The sequence below is a fragment of the Cryptosporangium phraense genome (assembly GCF_006912135.1).
Taxonomy (GTDB): domain Bacteria; phylum Actinomycetota; class Actinomycetes; order Mycobacteriales; family Cryptosporangiaceae; genus Cryptosporangium; species Cryptosporangium phraense.
Map to the genome: position 1 here is coordinate 19,729 of NZ_VIRS01000039.1, position 16,432 is coordinate 36,160.

The following is a 16,432-nucleotide window of genomic DNA, read 5'->3' on the forward strand; positions in this document are numbered from 1 at the left end:
CGTTCGATGAGCGTCGATCACGGCGTGGAATCCCGGTGGCAGCTCATCTCGCCGATGCCGCCGGCGAGTGCGTCGAAGGCACGCCTGGGGTCACCTTCGTGATCCCGGCGGGCTCGATCACGCGGTCCGCGCTGACGGCGGGCAACCCGTCCGCGTCGAGCAGCTTGGATGCCGCCCTCAGGATCTGGTCGCGCGTCGCCGCGCCACCGGTGAGCCGCTCGACGGACGCCGCGATCTCGTGAGCAGCCTCTCGGCAGGCGTCAACGAAGCCGCACACCGGGTGAGTCGTCGGCTCTCCGCCACCGCACGCTGCGCGAGCTTCTGCTCCTCGGCGGCCGACAGCACTCTGGCCCAGCAGTGGCACCGCTTCTCCAGAGGAAACAGCAGCGGATCGGTCATCAGCGCTTCCAGCGGCAGCGTCGCTCGATCGGCAGCCGGATGCGTCACCGAGAGCATCACGAGCGTCGGCTCCTCGTCGCCCTAGGTCAGGACGGCGTCGGCCTGGCTCTTGCGCATGACGACTGCCAGCCGGCTCCGCGACGGGCCCGGCCGTGGGGCGGTCACCCTCAGCGCCCGACCGCAGGGGCGTACTCGCGCGCCGTGCGCACGGCCTGCCGGCCCGAGGCCATGATGCTCGGCGTACGGACGAACCGCGCCACGCCGAGGTCACGTTCCATCGTCGGGCCGTCGCTGCTGCCCTGAGGCGAACCGGCATTACCCGGTACGATACCCAACGAAGGAGACGAAAAGGATATCGATTCGAGCCCGAGTGCGGATCCGTTCCACATGGCACACGTGCTTGAATTCCGTGCCCGGAGCGGGACTCGAACCCGCACGCCCTTTCGGGCAGCCGTTTTTAAGACGGCCGTGGCTGCCTTTACACCATCCGGGCTCAGCGCAGCTTTACCGTAAGGGGAGCAACCCCCCGTAGGTAGCGGCTTTGCCAGAAGTGGGATCGGTCAGCCCAGGTACGACCTGAACAGGTAACGCCGCCCGGCAACCAGCCGGGCGACGTTCTGCAACCATTTGTGCTACGTCCTACGAACGAGCAGGGACAACCGGAGCCTTCTCGGCCTCGGCCGGAGTGTCCGACGGCACAGCCGGCTTGGCCGGCGGCGTCGGGCCACCCGCCGTGGCGACGGCCTCGACGACCGTCTTCGGGTCGGGCGACGACGGCGTCGCGAACAGCTCGAAGCTGGCCCGCGGGTCGTGCAGCTGGCCCAGCGCAACGACCTCGCGACGGAGGAACAGCGCGAGCGTCCAGTCGGAGATGACCCGCACCTTGCGGTTGAACGTGGGCACCCGGCTCACGTGGTACGCCCGGTGCATCATCCAGGCCACGAAGCCCTTGGTCTTCACCCCGTACGTCTGGGCCACACCCTTGTACAGGCCGAGGCTCGCCACCGAACCGACGTGCTTGTGCTCGTAGTTCACCGGCTGGCCGCCGTTGAGCAGGATCGCGATGTTCTTGCCCAGCCGCTTGGCCTGGCGGACCGCGTGCTGCGCGCTCGGCGAGCAGGTGGCACCGGGGGTGTCCGACGTCAGGTCGGGCACCGCGGCGCAGTCACCGGCACTCCAGGCACCCTCGACGACGTTGCCCTCGGGGTCGACTACCTGCAGCGTCGGCAGGCAGGTGACGCGGCCGCGCTCGTCGAGCGGGAGGTCGGTGTTGGCCAGCATCGGGTGCGCCTTGACGCCGGCCGTCCAGACGATCGTCCGGGCCTCGAACTCGTCGCCGTCGGAGAGCTTGACGTGCCCGTCGACGCACGACTCCAGCCGGGTGTTCAGGCGGATGTCGATACCGCGATCGAGCAACCGCTGCACGGTGTACGCGCCCATCTCCGGGCCGACCTCGGGCAGGATCCGCTGGCTGGCCTCGACCAGCACGAACCGGATGTCGGACTGGCTGATCGTCCCGTAGTACTTCACCGCCGAGCGCACCATGTCTTCGAGCTCGGCCAGCGCCTCGATACCGGCGTAGCCACCGCCCACGAACACGAACGTCGTCGCGGCCTGGCGGAGCGCCGGATCGTCGGTGCTGTCGGCTGCGTCCAGCTCACCGAGGACCTGGTTACGCAGGTAGATGGCCTCACCGACGGTCTTGAAGCCGACCGCGTTCTCCTTGAGACCGGGGATCGGCAGCGTCCGGGAGACCGAGCCGGGCGCGAGCACGATGTGGTCGTAGGTCAGCTCGTAGGGGTCACCCATCACCGGGACGATCGTGGCCGTCCGCCGGGCGTTGTCCACGCTCTCGACGTAACCGGTGATGACGTGGGCTCCGCGCAGCGTCTTGCGCAGCGGCGCGACCACGTGACGGGGCTCCAGGTTGCCGGCTGCTGCCTCCGGCAGGAATGGCTGGTAGGTCATGTGCGGCTGCGGGTCGACGACGGTGATCCGCGCCTTCTTCGCCCTACGCTGCAGCTCCAACGCCGTGTACAAACCGACGTACCCACCACCGACGACGAGGATGTGCGGTCGATCCGCGCTCATGCCTCTACCTTCCGCGCTTGCGGCGACGCCTTGTGAGCGTCGTCAGGCTTCCTGGAGGACCGGCTCTGGTCCTTGAAAAGCGTAACCAGGCTTCTTGAACGATTTGGTTGCACGGTCGTCCGATGCGACCGGCGACACACTTCGGGTACCCCCAACGGGGCCATCGATGCCCCCGTTAACAGTCTTGACCGTGCGTCACTCGCCCAAACCGGTTCAGCTTCTCACGCTTGTGTCAATGCTTTGGCCTGCGCGAATATTCCATCGAGCATAGGTGCGGTCAGCACGCCCGTGAAGGTGTTCTGCTGGCTCACGTGGTAGCAGCCGAGCAGCGAAATGTCCGTCCCCGGCACCGCCACCAGGGCTCCGTGGCCGAAGCGGGGGCGCGGCCGCGGGGCGGTGCCGCCCACCGCTTCGACCACCGGCCAGAACGCGGTCCAGGCGAATGCGCCGAGCGCGACGATCACCCTCAGCGTCGGCGCGAGCAGCGAGAGCTCCCGGACCAGCCAGGGCGCGCAGGTATCGCGCTCGGTCGGCGTCGGCTTGTTGGCGGGCGGTGCGCAACGCACGGCGGCCGCTATCCGCACGTCGGTCAGTTCGAGACCGTCGTCGACGTCGACGGAGGTGGGTTGGTTGGCCAGACCCGCGCGGTACAGCGCGGCGTAGAGCCAGTCGCCGGACCGGTCGCCGGTGAAGACGCGACCGGTCCGGTTCGCGCCGTGCGCGGCCGGGGCCAGGCCGAGGACCAGGATGCGCGCGTCGGAGGGCCCGAAGCCCGGGGCCGGACGGCCCCAGTAGGTCTGGTCCGCGAACGCGGCCCGCTTCTCGACCGCGACCTGCTCCCGCCACGCGACCAGCCGCGGACAGGCCCGGCAGTGCGCGACGCCCGCGTCGACCTCGGCCAGGTCGCGCGCCCCGCGCGCGAGCCTCCGCACCGCGGCCGTACTTCCCGCCGCGAGTGCGTCGGCGTCGAGGTAGGCCGGCCGTCCCATCACTACATTCTTGCCGACGTCCGGCCGCGCGCGGTTCTCAGGACGTGCGTCGCAGCAATTCCAGCGAGCGGGCCCAGGCCGTGGTGGCGGAGCGGTGGTCGTAGGAGTCGGTGCGGTCGTCGTTGTAGAAGCCGCGCTTCGTGCCGGGGTACTCGTAGACCGTGAACTCGCCGCCGGCCTGCTCCACCGCCTTCTTGGCCAGTTCGAGCTCGGGCCCGGTGGTGGCGGCGTCCTCGTCGGCCGCGTGTACGACCGCGGCCGTGCCGCCGAACGCGCTCCAGTCCGGTGCGGCCGGCTGCCACGGCACCAGCGGGTAGAACGCGACCGCGGAGACGACGTCGTCACTCAGGCCGGCGGCCCAGAGCGCGAGCGAGCCGCCGAGCCCGAAGCCCAGCACGCCGATCGGCCCGCCGACGGCCCCCGACAGGTAGCTCGCCGCCCCGGTCAGGTCGCCGGCCGCGCGGTCGGCCGGCAGCGCCTCGGCGAGCTTCAGCCCTTCGTCGGCGCCGAGGGCGGTCTCACCCCGGTAGACGTCGGGCGCGAGGACGACGAAGCCCTCCTCGGCGAGGCGGTCGGCCACCGACCGGATCTGTTCGCCCAGACCCCACCAGGCCGGGAGTACCAGCACGCCCGGGCCGCTGTTCTCTGACGGCCGCGTCAGATAGCCCTCCGAAGTTCCGCCATCAACCTGAAACTCCACGTTCGCACCCACGGCAGGCTCCCTTCGGTAGGCAGTCACCCAATCACGCGAGTGGACCGGATGGAGCGGGTCGCGCGCTACGTCACATTCCGCATGAAGCCACCTGAATCGATGCGGAGGGAGGCTGTCCGGCCTGGACGGCCGGGGTTTCGCGCCCCCGCCGCGAGGAGTCCACATGGGTGCCGGCGTCGGTGTTCCTCGGCTACGGCCGGGATGACCGTGCTCACGCTGACTTTGTCGACGGAGGGCGGCCGCGTTCGTTCGGCTGTGTCGGTAGCGGTGGGCAGTGTCGATGACATTTGGCAGTGCTGGGGGGCTTGCGAACTGGTGGGTGGTGGTCCGGGGTAGCAGTGCAGGGGATTGGGTCGGGGCTGGTGACGGGGGGCTGGATTCTGGCGGCGGATGCGGGGCTTTGGCGGGCTCTGAGCAGGTGAGCGCGCGGCGTCGTGGGGTCGAAGAGTGCGCCGTCGAGCCGGAGGCCGGTGGGCTGTTCGCCGTCTTGGGCCGGGCCACTGGCTAGTCGTTCGCGGCGGCCAACGGCGTGGGCGCGGCGGCGTCGCCGCGGTCGGCGTGGAAGGGCGCTTGGCGCAGCAGGCGCCGGACGTGGTCGTCGGCGGCGGAGTAGTAGAAGAATGTGCCTTCCCGGCGGCCTTCGACCAGGCCGGCCAGGCGGAGTCTGGCGAGGTGCTGGCCGACGGCGTCCGGCGCGGCGCCGGCGAGCAGCCGGAACGTCTCCGCGGCAGAGGGATCTGCTCCTTCGCAGCTCGCTGGGGCGCCGGCCGGAAAGGTTTGCTGCGCAGCACCAGCGGCGCCCCGGTCGCCGCGAGCGGCGCGGCCACCGTGTCGCGGGCGCCAGCGCGGAGCCGGTCGGCGAAGCCCAGCGCCGCGGCGGAAACACCGTCGACGCGCATCACCACCGTGGTCCCTTGCCGCAACCGCTGCCGGACGAGAGTTCGAGACCGGGCTGATCGTCTACGACGGGCACACCGAGGTCGCCCGCCGCTCACGGCTCCTGGCCAAAGGCCGATCCCGGCTGGACCTGGACTTGGACCTGGGCCTGGACCACTACCTGGAGATCCTGGTCCGCAAACCCGGCGCGCTGCCCGGCGCGACCGCTCGGGCAAGTCCGCGCCGCCGACGAGTTCACTCCGGGGCGGCGGGCGCGCGGTAGGCGCCGTCGGCGATGACGGTCGCGCCGCGGGTCGTGCGGGCTGCGGTGGAGTCGTCGTCGACGGTGCCGTCGTTGCGGTTGGCCGGTTCCGGGTCGCCGACCCCGACCACGACGCGGGCGTCGGCGTGGATGACGACCTGCATCTTCACCGAGTACCGGCGGTTCTTCGAACGCGCGGCGATCCGTCGTCGCGGTTGCCGTCGGTGATGAGGACCCGCACGGGTGAGGGCCGGTGATCGCGTGAGCAGCGGCGCGGGCCGGTCGATGATGCGGCGTACCGCAGCCGGCTTGATCCCGAACAGCGACGCAACCGCCGCATCGTCAGAATCGGAGGTACGTCGCGACCAGCGGCACCCCGGTCGGCCAGACCGAGGGGGTCAGGGGCCGCGACCGGCCCTCCGGCCTACTTCCGGTGGATCGTGTAGTGCAGGACGAGGAACGGCAATCCGTACAGCGCGAACGCGTGCTCGGCTCGCAGTTCGCCGTCCGTCTCGTAGACGTCGAGCTGCTCGGCGAACCCGGGGACGGCCAGCGTGGTGAGCTCCCGGGTGCCGGGGTCGACGTAGGACAGATAGTGGCCGGGATGGGCCAGCCGACTGCGGCTGGTCAGCACGAGACCCCCGTCCGGGCGGGGCCCGGGGAGCAGCGTGGCCGTGAAGCTCCCCTGCGGCACCGGGAAGCCCACGCTGACGTAGCCGCGCCCCTCGTGCCGGTAGGTGGTGTAGATGCCGACGTAGATGGGCTCGTCGGTGTCGGCGAACGAGCGGATCCACCCCCGGACGCCCACGACATCGCCGCCGTCCGGCGTGATCGTGTCGATGCGGCTGCGTACTCCGCGGAGCGTCTCGCGCTGGTTCATCGGCACGTTGGCCTGGCCCACCGGACGGGCCACGAACGTGCGGTAGAGCAGGTAGCCCGGCCGCACCCAGTGCCGCCACTCGGGCACGATGTCGAGCCGGAACCGGGTGGTGTGTTCGTAGAACTCGCGGACCAACGGCTGGACGTGCGCCGGATCGAAATCCGGGCCGGCCAGGTCGTCGAGCGAGGCCACGATCCCGACGTCGGGGGCGTCGGCCTCGTACCGGCCGCCGATCACCTCGGCGAGCTCGCGAACGTAGCCGGTGCCGACGTAGCGCGAACGCGCTTCGAGCGGAACGACGAACGGCAGTTCGTCGGCCGGCGTGGCCTCGGCCAGCAAGCTCACCTGGGCGTCCCGGAAGAGCAGGGCGGACACCACCCGGAACGCGACCACCGCGCCCGCCGCCACCGCACCGGCATCCTGGCTGCTCGATCGACGGCGGCCGGCCCAGTGCCAGGCCGCGCCCACGGCCGCACCGACCACCGGGCCGAGCGCCACCTTCTGCGGCCGCAGCCCGAGCGCGCCGGCCACCGCGCCGGACGCCGTGCCCACCGCCATCGGACCGGCACCGGTGATGCGTCCGCCGAGCCGGCCCACCGGGGCCGCCATCGCGCCGCTCATCACGACCCGCGACCACCACGCCGGAATCTCCCCGGGCCGCTGCCGGGCGCGGGCCACCGCCTCGGTCACGACCAGCGTCACCGCTCCGGCGACCGCCGCCCGGCCCCGCCGGCGTCGCGCCACCGAGGCTCCGGCCAGTGCCCCCACCGCGGCCGCGACGACCAGCTCGCCCAGGCGTTCACGACCGCCCGGACGTCGCCCGAGCTCGGTGGCCAGCATGTACGCACGCTAGCGCACCCGTGGCCGACGACTCAGAGGACGGTCACGAACCACAGACCCCCGACCATCCAGACGACGAAGACCACCCACAGCACCGTCACCTGGTAGCCGATGACGAGCCGCTGCGGCCTCCGCACGTCGTACCGCACCGGCACCACCCGGCCCGGGCGGTACCGCGTCCAAGCCGTGGAGAACCGGTCGGTGCCGTACTGGAGTCGTCCGTCCGGCGTCCGGTACTCCACGACCGGCGCGCGGGTCGAACCGTCCCCGAGCGGGGTTCTGACGTTGTCCACGACGACGCCGGTGGTGGCCGGCCAGGTGACGAGCCGACGGACGTTGCTGACGAGTTGCCAGACGCCCAGCGCCAGGAAGAGCAGCACGCCGGCCGCGAGAAGCCCCGTGTCCATGAGCCCGCACCCTACCGACGCCCCCTCCCCGCCTCCCGCCGGCAACCGACCGGCGCCCGCGCCCGACCGGCGCCCGCCCCCGCGCCCGCAGGCGACCGGCGCCCGCTACCGCGGGCTACCGGCGGCCGAGCGCCCGGACCGTCCAACCAGCCGCCCGCCACACCGACGCATCCAAGGCGTTGCGCCCGTCCACCAGCGCCCTCGCCGCCACCACCTCGCCGAGCGCCTCCGGGTCCAGCTCCCGGTACTCGTCCCACTCGGTCAGATGCAGCACCACGTGCGCACCCTCGCAGGCCTTCTGCGCGCCCGGCGAATAGTCCAACCCCGGGAACGCGGCCCTCGCGTTGTCGACCCCCTGTGGGTCGTGCACGGTGACCCGCGCGCCCTCGGCCCGGATCGCCGACGCCACGGCCAGCGCGGGTGAGTCGCGCACGTCGTCGCTGTCGGGCTTGAACGTCGCCCCCAGCACGGCCACGTTCCGGCCCGCGAACGAGCCCCCGACCAGCTCCCGCGCCAGCGTTACGGCCCGCGCGCGACGACGGAGGTTGATCTCGTCCACCTCGCCGAGGAACCCCAGCGAGACGCCGAGCTCGGCCGCCCGGTGACGGAACGCCCGGATGTCCTTCGGCAGGCAGCCGCCGCCGAAGCCGATCCCGGCCCGGAGGAACTGGCGCCCGATCCGGACGTCGTAGCCGATCGCCTCGGCCAGCGTCGCGACGTCGCCGCCGGTCGCCTCGCAGACCTCGGCCATCGCGTTGATGAACGAGATCTTGGTGGCCAGGAACGAGTTCGCGGCCACCTTGACCAGCTCCGCGGTCGCCAGGTCGGTGCTCACCCAGGGCACGCCGGCCGCCAGCATCGGCGCGTACACCTCACGCAGCACGGCCTCGGCCGACGACGACGTCACGCCCACGACCAGCCGGTCCGGGCGCAGCGTGTCCTCCACCGCGAACCCCTCCCGCAGGAACTCCGGGTTCCACGCCACCTCGGCCGGCACCCGGGCGGCCAGCCGCGCCGCCGTCCCTACCGGTACGGTCGACTTGCCGACGACCAGCGCCCCCGGACGCAGCCCGGCCGCCAGATCCGCGACCGCGGCGTCCAGGTAGGTGAGATCGGCCGCCTGCGACCCCGGCTGCTGGGGCGTCCCCACACAGAGGAAATGGACGTCGCCGAAGGCGGCGGCCTCGGCCGACGACGTCGAGAAGCGCAGCCGGCCGGACGCCAGGTTCCGCGTCAGCACCTCCGGGAACCCGGGCTCGAAGAACGGCGCCCGACCCTCGGAGAGCGCGGCGATCCTGGCCGCGTCGACGTCGACGCCGAGCACCTCGTGCCCGATCTCCGCCAGGCAGGCCGCGTGGACCGCGCCGAGGTAGCCGGTGCCGATGACGGTCAGCCTCACTGGCCGCTCCCCACGACGAGGCCGGCCTCGTAGCCGTACGGGTTCAGCCGCTGGAACTCCCAGGCGTCGCGCACCATCGCGTGCAGGTCGCGCGTCGTGCGCCAGCCCCACGCGGACGCGGCCCTGGCCGGATCGGCGATCAGCATCGCCACGTCACCCGGCCGCCGCGACACGACCCGCGCCGGGATCTCGACCCCGCACGCCTCCCGGAACGCCGCCACGAGCCCGAGCACCGACGTGCCCACGCCGGTACCGAGGTTGAACACGGAGAAGCCCGGCTCCAGCTGGGACAGCGCCACCCGGTGCCCGTCGGCGACGTCCATGACGTGGATGTAGTCACGCACGCAGGTGCCGTCCGGCGTCTCGTAGTCGCCGCCGAAGACCTGCAGCTCGGGCCGCCGTCCGATCGCGACCTGCATCATGTACGGCATCACGTTGTTCGGCACCCCGCGGGGGTCCTCGCCGAGCAGGCCCGACGAGTGCGCCCCCACCGGGTTGAAGTACCGCAGCGCGACCGCGTTCAGCTCCGGGTAGCGACGACAGGCATCCGCGATGATGTTCTCGCAGAACCACTTCGAGCGCGCGTACGGGTTCGTCGGCGCGGCCGGCTCGGCCTCGCCGAGCGGCACGGTGGACGTCTGTCCGTAGATCGAGCACGACGACGAGAAGACCAACTCGCGGACGCCGTGGGCGAGCATCGTGCGCAGCAACGACGTCGTCGCGCTGACGTTGACGTCGTAGTACTCCAGCGGGAGCTCGACGGACTCGCCGACCGCCTTCTTCGCGGCGAAGTGGATCACCGCGTCGATCGGGTGTGCTTCGAAGACGCTCCGGAGCAGCGAGGAATCGCGGAGATCGCCCTCGTGCAGCGCGGTGATCGGCCGCCCGGCGGCCTTGTCGATCCGGTCGATCACGGCCGGCGAGCTGTTCGAGAAGTCGTCGACGACGACCACCGCGTGGCCGTGCGCGAGCAGTTCGACGCAGGTGTGGCTGCCGATGAAGCCGGCACCGCCGGTGACCAGCACAGTTCTCATGAGTTTCCCAAGGCCGCAAGGACGTGGAGCAGCCGAACGACGTCGTCGAGCTGGTACAGCAACTTCAGGGATCCGAACGGGTAGTGGGTCACCGCGACGACGAACGGCACGATGACGAGCGTCGCCAGGAAGAACGGGAGCGCGACGGTCCTGCGGAAGGCCTGGGCGAAGCCGACGCGGGCGTTGCGTGCGGCCTCGCGGGCGTGCATCCACGGCACGAACAGCCCCACCCACGCGTACGCGTTCGCGGCGAACAGGCAGAGCAGCAGGTAGCCGCCGGACCGGGTGTGCAGCACGAGCTCACCGACCAGCGCGGTAGCGGACATCGCCAGGCTGATCGCGAAGTACGGGACGAGCAGGCTCGTCGGCAGCTTCTCGAACCCGTCGCTGCCCTTCGGCGTGACCCGGAAGTTGATCGGCTTCGGCCGCACCTTCTGCACCAGCGCGGCCAGCACCCCGCGCAGGTTGAGCGGCCAGCGGGTGAGCATGTACAGCCAGTCTTCCCAGCTGATGAGCGGCGCCCGGTTCGGCCGCCGCACGCCTCCGCCGCGCAGCACCAGGACGACGCCCAGCAGCCACACGTTCACGGCCCCGAAGCGGAGGATGAACTCCAGGTACGGGACGTCGACCCACTGCAGCCCGGTGAGGACGGCCACCGGCGCCAGCAGCAGCCCGGCCGCCGTCGTCGCGGTGAGCAGCGGGTAGTACAGCAGCGCGTGCAGGAACCGGATCCGCAGTGACCAGGGCATCCGGCGCAGGTGCCGGGTCATGTTCAGCAGCACGGTCGTGAGGCTGCGCGACCACTGGAACTCCTGGGTCAGCATCGCCGCGAACGTCGGCGGCCCCTCGCCGTGGGCCTCGGCCTCGAGCGCGAACGCGCCGTGCCACCCGGCCGAGCTCAGCAGGTACGTCGTCGTGAAGTCCTCGGCCAGCTCGGGGCCGACGCCGCCGATGTCGCGCAGCGCCCGGGTCCGGACCGCGTAGTGCGAGCCGATGCACGACGGGGCGTAGCCGCCGTTGCAGCCGGCCTGGTACGGCCCGTGGAAGGCCGCCTCCCGGTACAGCCGCCCCCGCGCCGACCACGACGACGACGCGTTCGTGTCGCAGACGCTCGGCGCGGCCACGTACCCGATCGAGTCGTCGGCGAACGGCCGCACCATCTCGCGGAGATAGGAAGAGTGGGGGATGTGGTCGCAGTCGAGCTGGCTGACGACGTCGTAGTCGCGGTAGCCGTAGTGGTCGTAGAAGTACGCGAGGTTGCCCTCCTTGCACTTCTTCCGCCGCGGCCAGGTCTCCCGCTGGTACTCGAGCTGCCCTCGCCGGGTGGAGACCCGGACGCCGTGCGCGGAACACCAGCGCAGCGTCTCGTCGCTCGGGTCCTCGTCGCAGATCCAGACGTCGTACCGGGAGGGGAAGTCCTGGCGGAGCATCGCTTCGAGCGTCGTCCGGGCGGTCTCCCAGGGCTCGGACGGCGCCTTGGTGACGCAGAACGCGACCCGGAGGTCGGGCACGCGCAGCCGCGGATTGATCGTCGTGATCCGGTTGAAGCGCAGGATCGGCAGGATCGGGTAGATCGACAGGTAGGCCAGCAGCGCGCTGTTGATCACCAGGCCGGCCCAGCCGTGCCGGTGCTCCGGCCGTAACCACCAGACCCAGAACGCGACGAGCGTCGCCAGCCACGCGGCCGTCAGCAGGTGGACGAGAACCCGGCGCGCGGGCCGGAGCGCGGGGACGAACGTGTCCGGCAGCAACGCGTGCCTGCGCACCCGGCGGGCGCGCATGGCCGGACCGCTGGCCGGCGTCCCGAGCACCTTCCCGCCGGAGAGACGGCCGATCGCCGCCTCGTACGACGTGGCGCCGAACCCCACCCCGATGGGTGCCGACGCCTCGTACGGATCGTAACCGGCCGAATCCCACCCGAGATCGATCAGAATCGTCTCGTCCCATTCCGAAGTATTGTGTCGGGAAACGGGCCCAACCATGCATTCTCCTGGGCGTTACGTGGCAATTACCCAGCGAATTGTCGGGGGTCGATTTCCGTCCGGGCGGCTGTAAAAGTAAGTGGCGCAAAGGACCTGGTCAAGTACGCATCGGCGGCCGGGCTTCCAGCGGAAACGCGAAAGGCGCCAATCGGTCTTCCGGCTTGAGAATAAATTGCTGAAACCGACTCTTAACGCGCCCCGAATTTCCTCGGAGAGCAATTTCACAGGCGCTGAGTTGGGGAGCTGGGCAGCCGATCGCTAGAGTTGCCTCGTTCCGAATTCCCTGGGGGATAGATGCGCGTGGTGGTGACCGGCGGAGCCGGCTTCCTGGGTTCGCACCTGGCGGCGAGTCTGTGCCGCCGCGGCGACCAGGTGATCTGCGTCGACAACTTCTCCACCGGACGCCGGGAGAACATCGAGCCGCTGCTCGGCGACCCGTCCTTCACGCTGATCGAGGCCGACGTCACCGAGGGTCTGGACGTCCCCGGCCCGGTCGACGCGGTCGCCCACCTGGCCAGCCCCGCCTCCCCGCCCGACTACCACCGCCTGCCGCTCGAGACGCTCGCGGTCGGCAGCCGCGGCACCGAGTACGGGCTCCGGCTCGCGGCCCGCCACCGGGCCCGGTTCGTGCTGGCGTCGACCAGCGAGGTCTACGGGGACCCGGTCGTCCACCCGCAGCGCGAGGAGTACTGGGGCAACGTCAACCCGGTCGGTCCGCGCAGCGTCTACGACGAGGCCAAACGGTACGCCGAGGCGGTCACGATGGCGTACAAGCGCAGCTACGACCTCAACGCGGGCATCGTGCGGATCTTCAACACGTACGGCCCGCGGATGCGCCCGCAAGACGGCCGGGTGGTCACCAGCTTCATCACCCAGGCGCTGGTCGGCGACCCGCTGACGATCTACGGCGACGGCGAGCAGACGCGCAGCTTCTGCTACGTCGACGACCTCATCGCCGGCATCGTCGCGATGATCGACAGCGACGTGACCGGGCCGATCAACCTCGGCAACCCGGTCGAGTGGACGGTCGCCCGGCTGGCGGAGGAGATCCTCCGGATCACCGGGTCGCCGTCGGTGATCGAGAACCACCCGCTGCCGACCGACGACCCGACCCGGCGCCGGCCCGACATCACGCTCGCCCGGCAGCTGCTCGGCTGGGAGCCGGTGGTTCCGGTCGAGGAAGGCCTGCGCCGGACGATCGACTGGTTCCGGTCCCGTCCCGAGGAACTGTTAGCCGCCGCGCCTGCGCTCTCCGGCGCCCAGCCGGGCGGCGTCGAAGTTCTCTCCTGAACTGCCCTTCCGGAGAGAAAGAAGCCCGCCCCGGTGCCCGGGGCGGGCTTCGTCCGGAAGACGGCTCAGCTCAGGCGCTCGAGCACCATCGCCATGCCCTGGCCGCCGCCGACGCACATCGTCTCGAGGCCGAACTGCTTGTCGTGGGTCTGCAGGTTGTTCAGCAGCGTCCCGGTGATGCGGGCGCCGGTCATCCCGAACGGGTGGCCGAGCGCGATCGCGCCGCCGCTGACGTTGAGCCGGTCGAGGTCGATGCCCAGGTCCCGGTACGACGGGATGACCTGCGCGGCGAACGCCTCGTTGATCTCGACCAGGTCGATGTCGGAGATCGCCATCCCGGCCCGGCCCAGCGCCTGCTTGGACGCCTCCACCGGCCCGTAGCCCATGATCTCGGGCGAGAGCCCGGTGACGCCGGTCGAGACGATCCGGGCCAGCGGGGTGAGGCCGAGCTGCTTGGCCTTCGCGCCGGACACGATGATCACCGCGGCCGCGCCGTCGTTCAGCGGGCACGCGTTGCCCGCCGTCACGGTGCCGTCGGGGCGGAACACCGGCTTGAGCCCGGCCACCTTCTCGTACGTCGTCCCCGGCCGCGGGCCGTCGTCGGTGCTGATCACGGTGCCGTCGGGCAGCGTCACCGGGGTGATCTCCCGCTCGAAGAACCCGTTCGCGATGGCCTTCTCGGCCAGGTTCTGCGACCGCACCGCGAACTCGTCCTGGTCCTGCCGGGACACGTTCTTCAGCTGGGCCAGGTTCTCCGCCGTCTGGCCCATCGCGATGTAGACGTCGGGCAGCGCGTCGTTCTCACGCGGGTCGTTCCACGTGAAGCCGCCGCCGGTCGCGTCGTCCGAGCGCTTCTGGGCGTCCAGGAACAGCGGGTTCGTGGTGCCGGGCAGCCCGTCCGAGCTGCCCTTGACGAACCGCGAGACGGCCTCGACGCCGGCCGAGATGAACGCGTCGCCCTCGCCGGCCTTGATCGCGTGGAACGCCATCCGGGTGCTCTGCAGGGAGGACGAGCAGTACCGGGTGATCGTCGTGCCGGGGAGCGTGTCGTAGCCGAGCAGCACGGCCACGACCCGGGCCATGTTGTAGCCCTGCTCGCCGCCGGGCAGGCCGCAGCCCAGGATCAGGTCGTCGATCGTCGTGGGGTCGAGGGCCGGCACCTTGTCGAGCGCGGCGCGGACGATGGTCGCGGTCAGGTCGTCCGGCCGGACGTCCTTCAGCGAACCCTTGACCGCGCGCCCGATCGGTGACCGCGCGGTGGCGACGATGACGGCGTCGCGGTCGGCGAACTCAGTCACGGTGGTCCTCCCAGTGACGTGGTTGATGTCTGGGACGTTACCGCTCAGTACAGCCGAACGCTGTTAGTTAGAACTCACGCGGGGCCGAGGCGGCCCGGGAGGCCTCGTACACCACCGGGTACAGCGCCAGCGCCCACAACTGGTACCCGTCGGCCGAGGGGTGGTAGCCGTCGGCCGAGAGCGTGCCGGCGTCGGCCCGGAACACCCCGCCGGTACGCCCGGCCAGGTCGACGACCCCGGCCCCGGCCTCGGCCGCCGCCCGTCCCGACGCGGCCGCGACCCGGCGCCCCGACCAGGCCATGATCTCGCGCAGCGGCTGCCCGAAGTTGCGGGCCGCGCCCAGGTCGGGACACGTGCCGACGACCACCGCGGTGCCGGCCGTGACCAGCCGCCGCACGGTCGCCGTGAGCTCGTCCTCCACGACCTCGATCGGCGTGAACGCGATCGCGTCCTCGCCCCCGATCAGGATCACCGCCACGTCCGGCACGCCGTGCACCAGGACGCGCGCGACCTGGGCGTCCAGATCCGCCGTGCGGGAGCCGGCGACCGCGCCGGACGACAGGTGGATCCGCCGTCCGGCGGAGGACAGCAGTTCGGCCAGGCGGCCACCGACCGTCTCGCCGGTCACCGCGACGCCGAGCCCGGCGGCGGTCGAGTCGCCGAGCATCACCAGCCGCAGCGGCCGGCCGGCGCCGAACACTCCGGATCCGGGAGGAGCCAGGTCGGCCGAGAGGTAGCGCCGGCGGCGGGCCAGCAGCCCTTCGATGGCCAGTACGGAGACGGCGCCACCGGCTGCCGTCGCCGCCGCGGTCGCCGCTGCGGCTGCGATCGTCGTCAGCTTCATACCGCCCCCTTCTGCTCACTCCAAGGGCTGCCCCGTCGAGCCTCTCCTCGAAACGCTACCGCCCCGGGGCATCGGCGAATCGATTCACTACACCGCGCTCGGTGCGCTCCCGACCGTCGGTGCGCCGCCGAACAGGCGAATTCGGTGGCGGAGTTCGACCCAGCGTCCCCACGGGCCTCGTTCGCGCCCGCCGACCTCGGCCGGTGCGACCTCGGTGCCGGCCGCCTCGGCCGCCGCGACCGCGGCGTCGACCAGCGACCGGACGCCCTCGCCGCGGCGCGGCTCGACCGCCGCGTCGGGACCCAGGCCGAGCGCGGCCGCCGCGGACGGCAGCATCGCGTCGACGGCCCGACCGTAGCCGGCCGCCGACGGGTGGAACCGGTCCGGCGAGAACATCTCGACCGGGTGCGCGGCGAACTCCGCCCCGAGCAGGTCGCCCAGCGATACGGTCCGGCCGCCGGCCTCGACGGTGGCGACGGTCTGCGCCGCCGCCAGGTCACGACTCCAGCGGCGGACGATGAACCGCAGCGGCTGCGGGATCGGCCGGATCGTCCCCAGGTCGGGGCAGGTACCCACGACGACCTCGGCGCCGGCGTCGACCAGTCGCCGCACGGCCGAACGGAGTTGGGCGACCGCGATCGCCGGCCGGGTCTTGTGGGTGACGTCGTTCCCGCCGATGAAGATCAGCGCCAGCTCCGGCCGGCCCGGGAGCACCGCGTCGACCTGAGCGGCCAGGTCGCAGCTCCGGGCCCCGATCTCGGCCGCCGACACCACGTCGACCGGGCGGTCGGAGAGCCGGGCCAGACCGGTGCCGAACAGCGCGCCGGGAGTCTCGGCGACGGTTCCGACGCCGTAGCCGACCATGCTCGAGTCGCCCAGCAGGGCGAGGCGCACCGGGATGCCGTCGGCGGCGCCGTAGCGGCCGTCGGCGGGCGGCGGACCGACCTCCAGCGGCTGGATCGCCCGGCGGGCCAGGGTCGCCTGGCCCAGCAGGAGTCCGTAGAAGGCAGCGCTGAGGAGCCCGAGGCCGCCTCCGCCGTAGGCCGCGCCGATCGCGACCTGTTTCACGTGAAGTGCTCGACCATCCACGTGTCACCTCCTGCTCACGCCGTGTGACGGCGCCGTTACT

The 16,432-nt window shown here is 71.6% G+C and carries 14 protein-coding genes, 1 tRNA gene and 1 pseudogene; 2 read left to right on the plus strand and 14 right to left on the minus strand.

The genetic code is table 11. The features are described from left to right. Positions 1-35: 35 nt before the first annotated feature. Entirely contained in the window at positions 36-242 is a 207-nt protein-coding gene (locus FL583_RS34330; RefSeq protein ID WP_142709058.1) for a hypothetical protein, read from the plus strand. Between the two features lie 567 nt (positions 243-809). Here the strand turns inward: FL583_RS34330 and FL583_RS34335 are convergent. The 11 genes and pseudogenes from FL583_RS34335 to FL583_RS34385 all read right to left on the minus strand — a co-directional run bounded on the left by FL583_RS34335 (position 810) and on the right by FL583_RS34385 (position 11,871). Further along, a tRNA-Leu gene (locus FL583_RS34335) sits at positions 810-892 on the minus strand. A gap of 146 nt (positions 893-1,038) precedes the next feature. Then, positions 1,039-2,490, minus strand: coding sequence for an NAD(P)/FAD-dependent oxidoreductase (locus FL583_RS34340; RefSeq protein WP_142709059.1), 1,452 nt, complete (start codon positions 2,488-2,490; stop codon positions 1,039-1,041). Positions 2,491-2,711: 221 nt separating this feature from the next. Continuing rightward, complete coding sequence (locus FL583_RS34345) at positions 2,712-3,479, minus strand: uracil-DNA glycosylase (protein ID WP_142709060.1); 768 nt, start codon at positions 3,477-3,479, stop codon at positions 2,712-2,714. Between the two features lie 37 nt (positions 3,480-3,516). Continuing rightward, a complete protein-coding gene (locus FL583_RS34350) occupies positions 3,517-4,179 on the minus strand; it encodes a dienelactone hydrolase family protein (protein ID WP_205752716.1) in 663 nt (220 codons plus the stop codon). A 516-nt stretch (positions 4,180-4,695) separates the two neighbouring features. Beyond that, positions 4,696-4,899 (minus strand): annotated as a pseudogene (locus FL583_RS43225) (transcriptional regulator); the annotation flags it as partial. A gap of 423 nt (positions 4,900-5,322) precedes the next feature. Next, entirely contained in the window at positions 5,323-5,652 is a 330-nt protein-coding gene (locus tag FL583_RS42745; RefSeq protein ID WP_338081140.1) for a transposase, read from the minus strand. Positions 5,653-5,753: 101 nt separating this feature from the next. Continuing rightward, positions 5,754-7,049 carry a serine/threonine-protein kinase gene (locus FL583_RS34365; protein WP_170324021.1) on the minus strand — a complete coding sequence of 432 codons (1,296 nt, stop codon included), beginning with the start codon at positions 7,047-7,049 and terminating at the stop codon, positions 5,754-5,756. 32 nt (positions 7,050-7,081) lie between these two features. Then, a complete protein-coding gene (locus FL583_RS34370) occupies positions 7,082-7,456 on the minus strand; it encodes a DUF3592 domain-containing protein (protein WP_142709062.1) in 375 nt (124 codons plus the stop codon). A 115-nt stretch (positions 7,457-7,571) separates the two neighbouring features. Then, positions 7,572-8,855 carry a UDP-glucose dehydrogenase family protein gene (locus FL583_RS34375; protein ID WP_142709063.1) on the minus strand — a complete coding sequence of 428 codons (1,284 nt, stop codon included), beginning with the start codon at positions 8,853-8,855 and terminating at the stop codon, positions 7,572-7,574. Continuing rightward, on the minus strand, positions 8,852-9,889 hold the full coding sequence (gene galE / locus FL583_RS34380) for a UDP-glucose 4-epimerase GalE (protein WP_170324022.1): 1,038 nt from the start codon (positions 9,887-9,889) through the stop codon (positions 8,852-8,854). The genes FL583_RS34375 and galE overlap by 4 nt, the downstream gene beginning before the upstream one ends. Continuing rightward, on the minus strand, positions 9,886-11,871 hold the full coding sequence (locus FL583_RS34385; protein ID WP_205752718.1) for a glycosyltransferase family 2 protein: 1,986 nt from the start codon (positions 11,869-11,871) through the stop codon (positions 9,886-9,888). Before FL583_RS34385 ends, galE begins: the two co-directional genes overlap by 4 nt. 294 nt (positions 11,872-12,165) lie before the next feature. Here FL583_RS34385 and FL583_RS34390 point away from each other — a divergent pair, with 294 nt between their 5' ends. Then, entirely contained in the window at positions 12,166-13,161 is a 996-nt protein-coding gene (locus FL583_RS34390; RefSeq protein ID WP_142709064.1) for a UDP-glucuronic acid decarboxylase family protein, read from the plus strand. Between the two features lie 65 nt (positions 13,162-13,226). Here the strand turns inward: FL583_RS34390 and FL583_RS34395 are convergent, their stop codons facing one another. The 3 genes from FL583_RS34395 to FL583_RS34405 form a co-directional block, all read right to left on the minus strand. Continuing rightward, complete coding sequence (locus tag FL583_RS34395) at positions 13,227-14,459, minus strand: acetyl-CoA C-acetyltransferase (RefSeq protein ID WP_142709065.1); 1,233 nt, start codon at positions 14,457-14,459, stop codon at positions 13,227-13,229. 67 nt (positions 14,460-14,526) lie between these two features. Continuing rightward, positions 14,527-15,303 (minus strand): SGNH/GDSL hydrolase family protein, encoded by a 777-nt coding sequence (locus tag FL583_RS34400; RefSeq protein ID WP_142709066.1) that lies wholly within the window; start codon positions 15,301-15,303, stop codon positions 14,527-14,529. 87 nt (positions 15,304-15,390) lie between these two features. Continuing rightward, entirely contained in the window at positions 15,391-16,371 is a 981-nt protein-coding gene (locus tag FL583_RS34405) for an SGNH/GDSL hydrolase family protein (RefSeq protein WP_205752719.1), read from the minus strand. Between the last annotated feature and the right edge of the window lie 61 nt (positions 16,372-16,432).

Excerpts from the sequence above, each read along its gene's own strand:
- FL583_RS34370 (WP_142709062.1), bottom strand. The coding sequence starts at position 7,456 with ATGGACACGGGGCTTCTCGCGGCCGGCGTGCTGCTCTTCCTGGCGCTG.
- FL583_RS34390 (WP_142709064.1), top strand. The coding sequence starts at position 12,166 with ATGCGCGTGGTGGTGACCGGCGGAGCCGGCTTCCTGGGTTCGCACCTG.
- FL583_RS34345 (WP_142709060.1), bottom strand. The coding sequence starts at position 3,479 with ATGGGACGGCCGGCCTACCTCGACGCCGACGCACTCGCGGCGGGAAGT.
- FL583_RS34385 (WP_205752718.1), bottom strand. The coding sequence starts at position 11,871 with ATGGTTGGGCCCGTTTCCCGACACAATACTTCGGAATGGGACGAGACG.
- FL583_RS34340 (WP_142709059.1), bottom strand. The coding sequence starts at position 2,490 with ATGAGCGCGGATCGACCGCACATCCTCGTCGTCGGTGGTGGGTACGTC.
- FL583_RS34365 (WP_170324021.1), bottom strand. The coding sequence starts at position 7,049 with ATGCTGGCCACCGAGCTCGGGCGACGTCCGGGCGGTCGTGAACGCCTG.
- galE (WP_170324022.1), bottom strand. The coding sequence starts at position 9,889 with ATGAGAACTGTGCTGGTCACCGGCGGTGCCGGCTTCATCGGCAGCCAC.
- FL583_RS34400 (WP_142709066.1), bottom strand. The coding sequence starts at position 15,303 with ATGAAGCTGACGACGATCGCAGCCGCAGCGGCGACCGCGGCGGCGACG.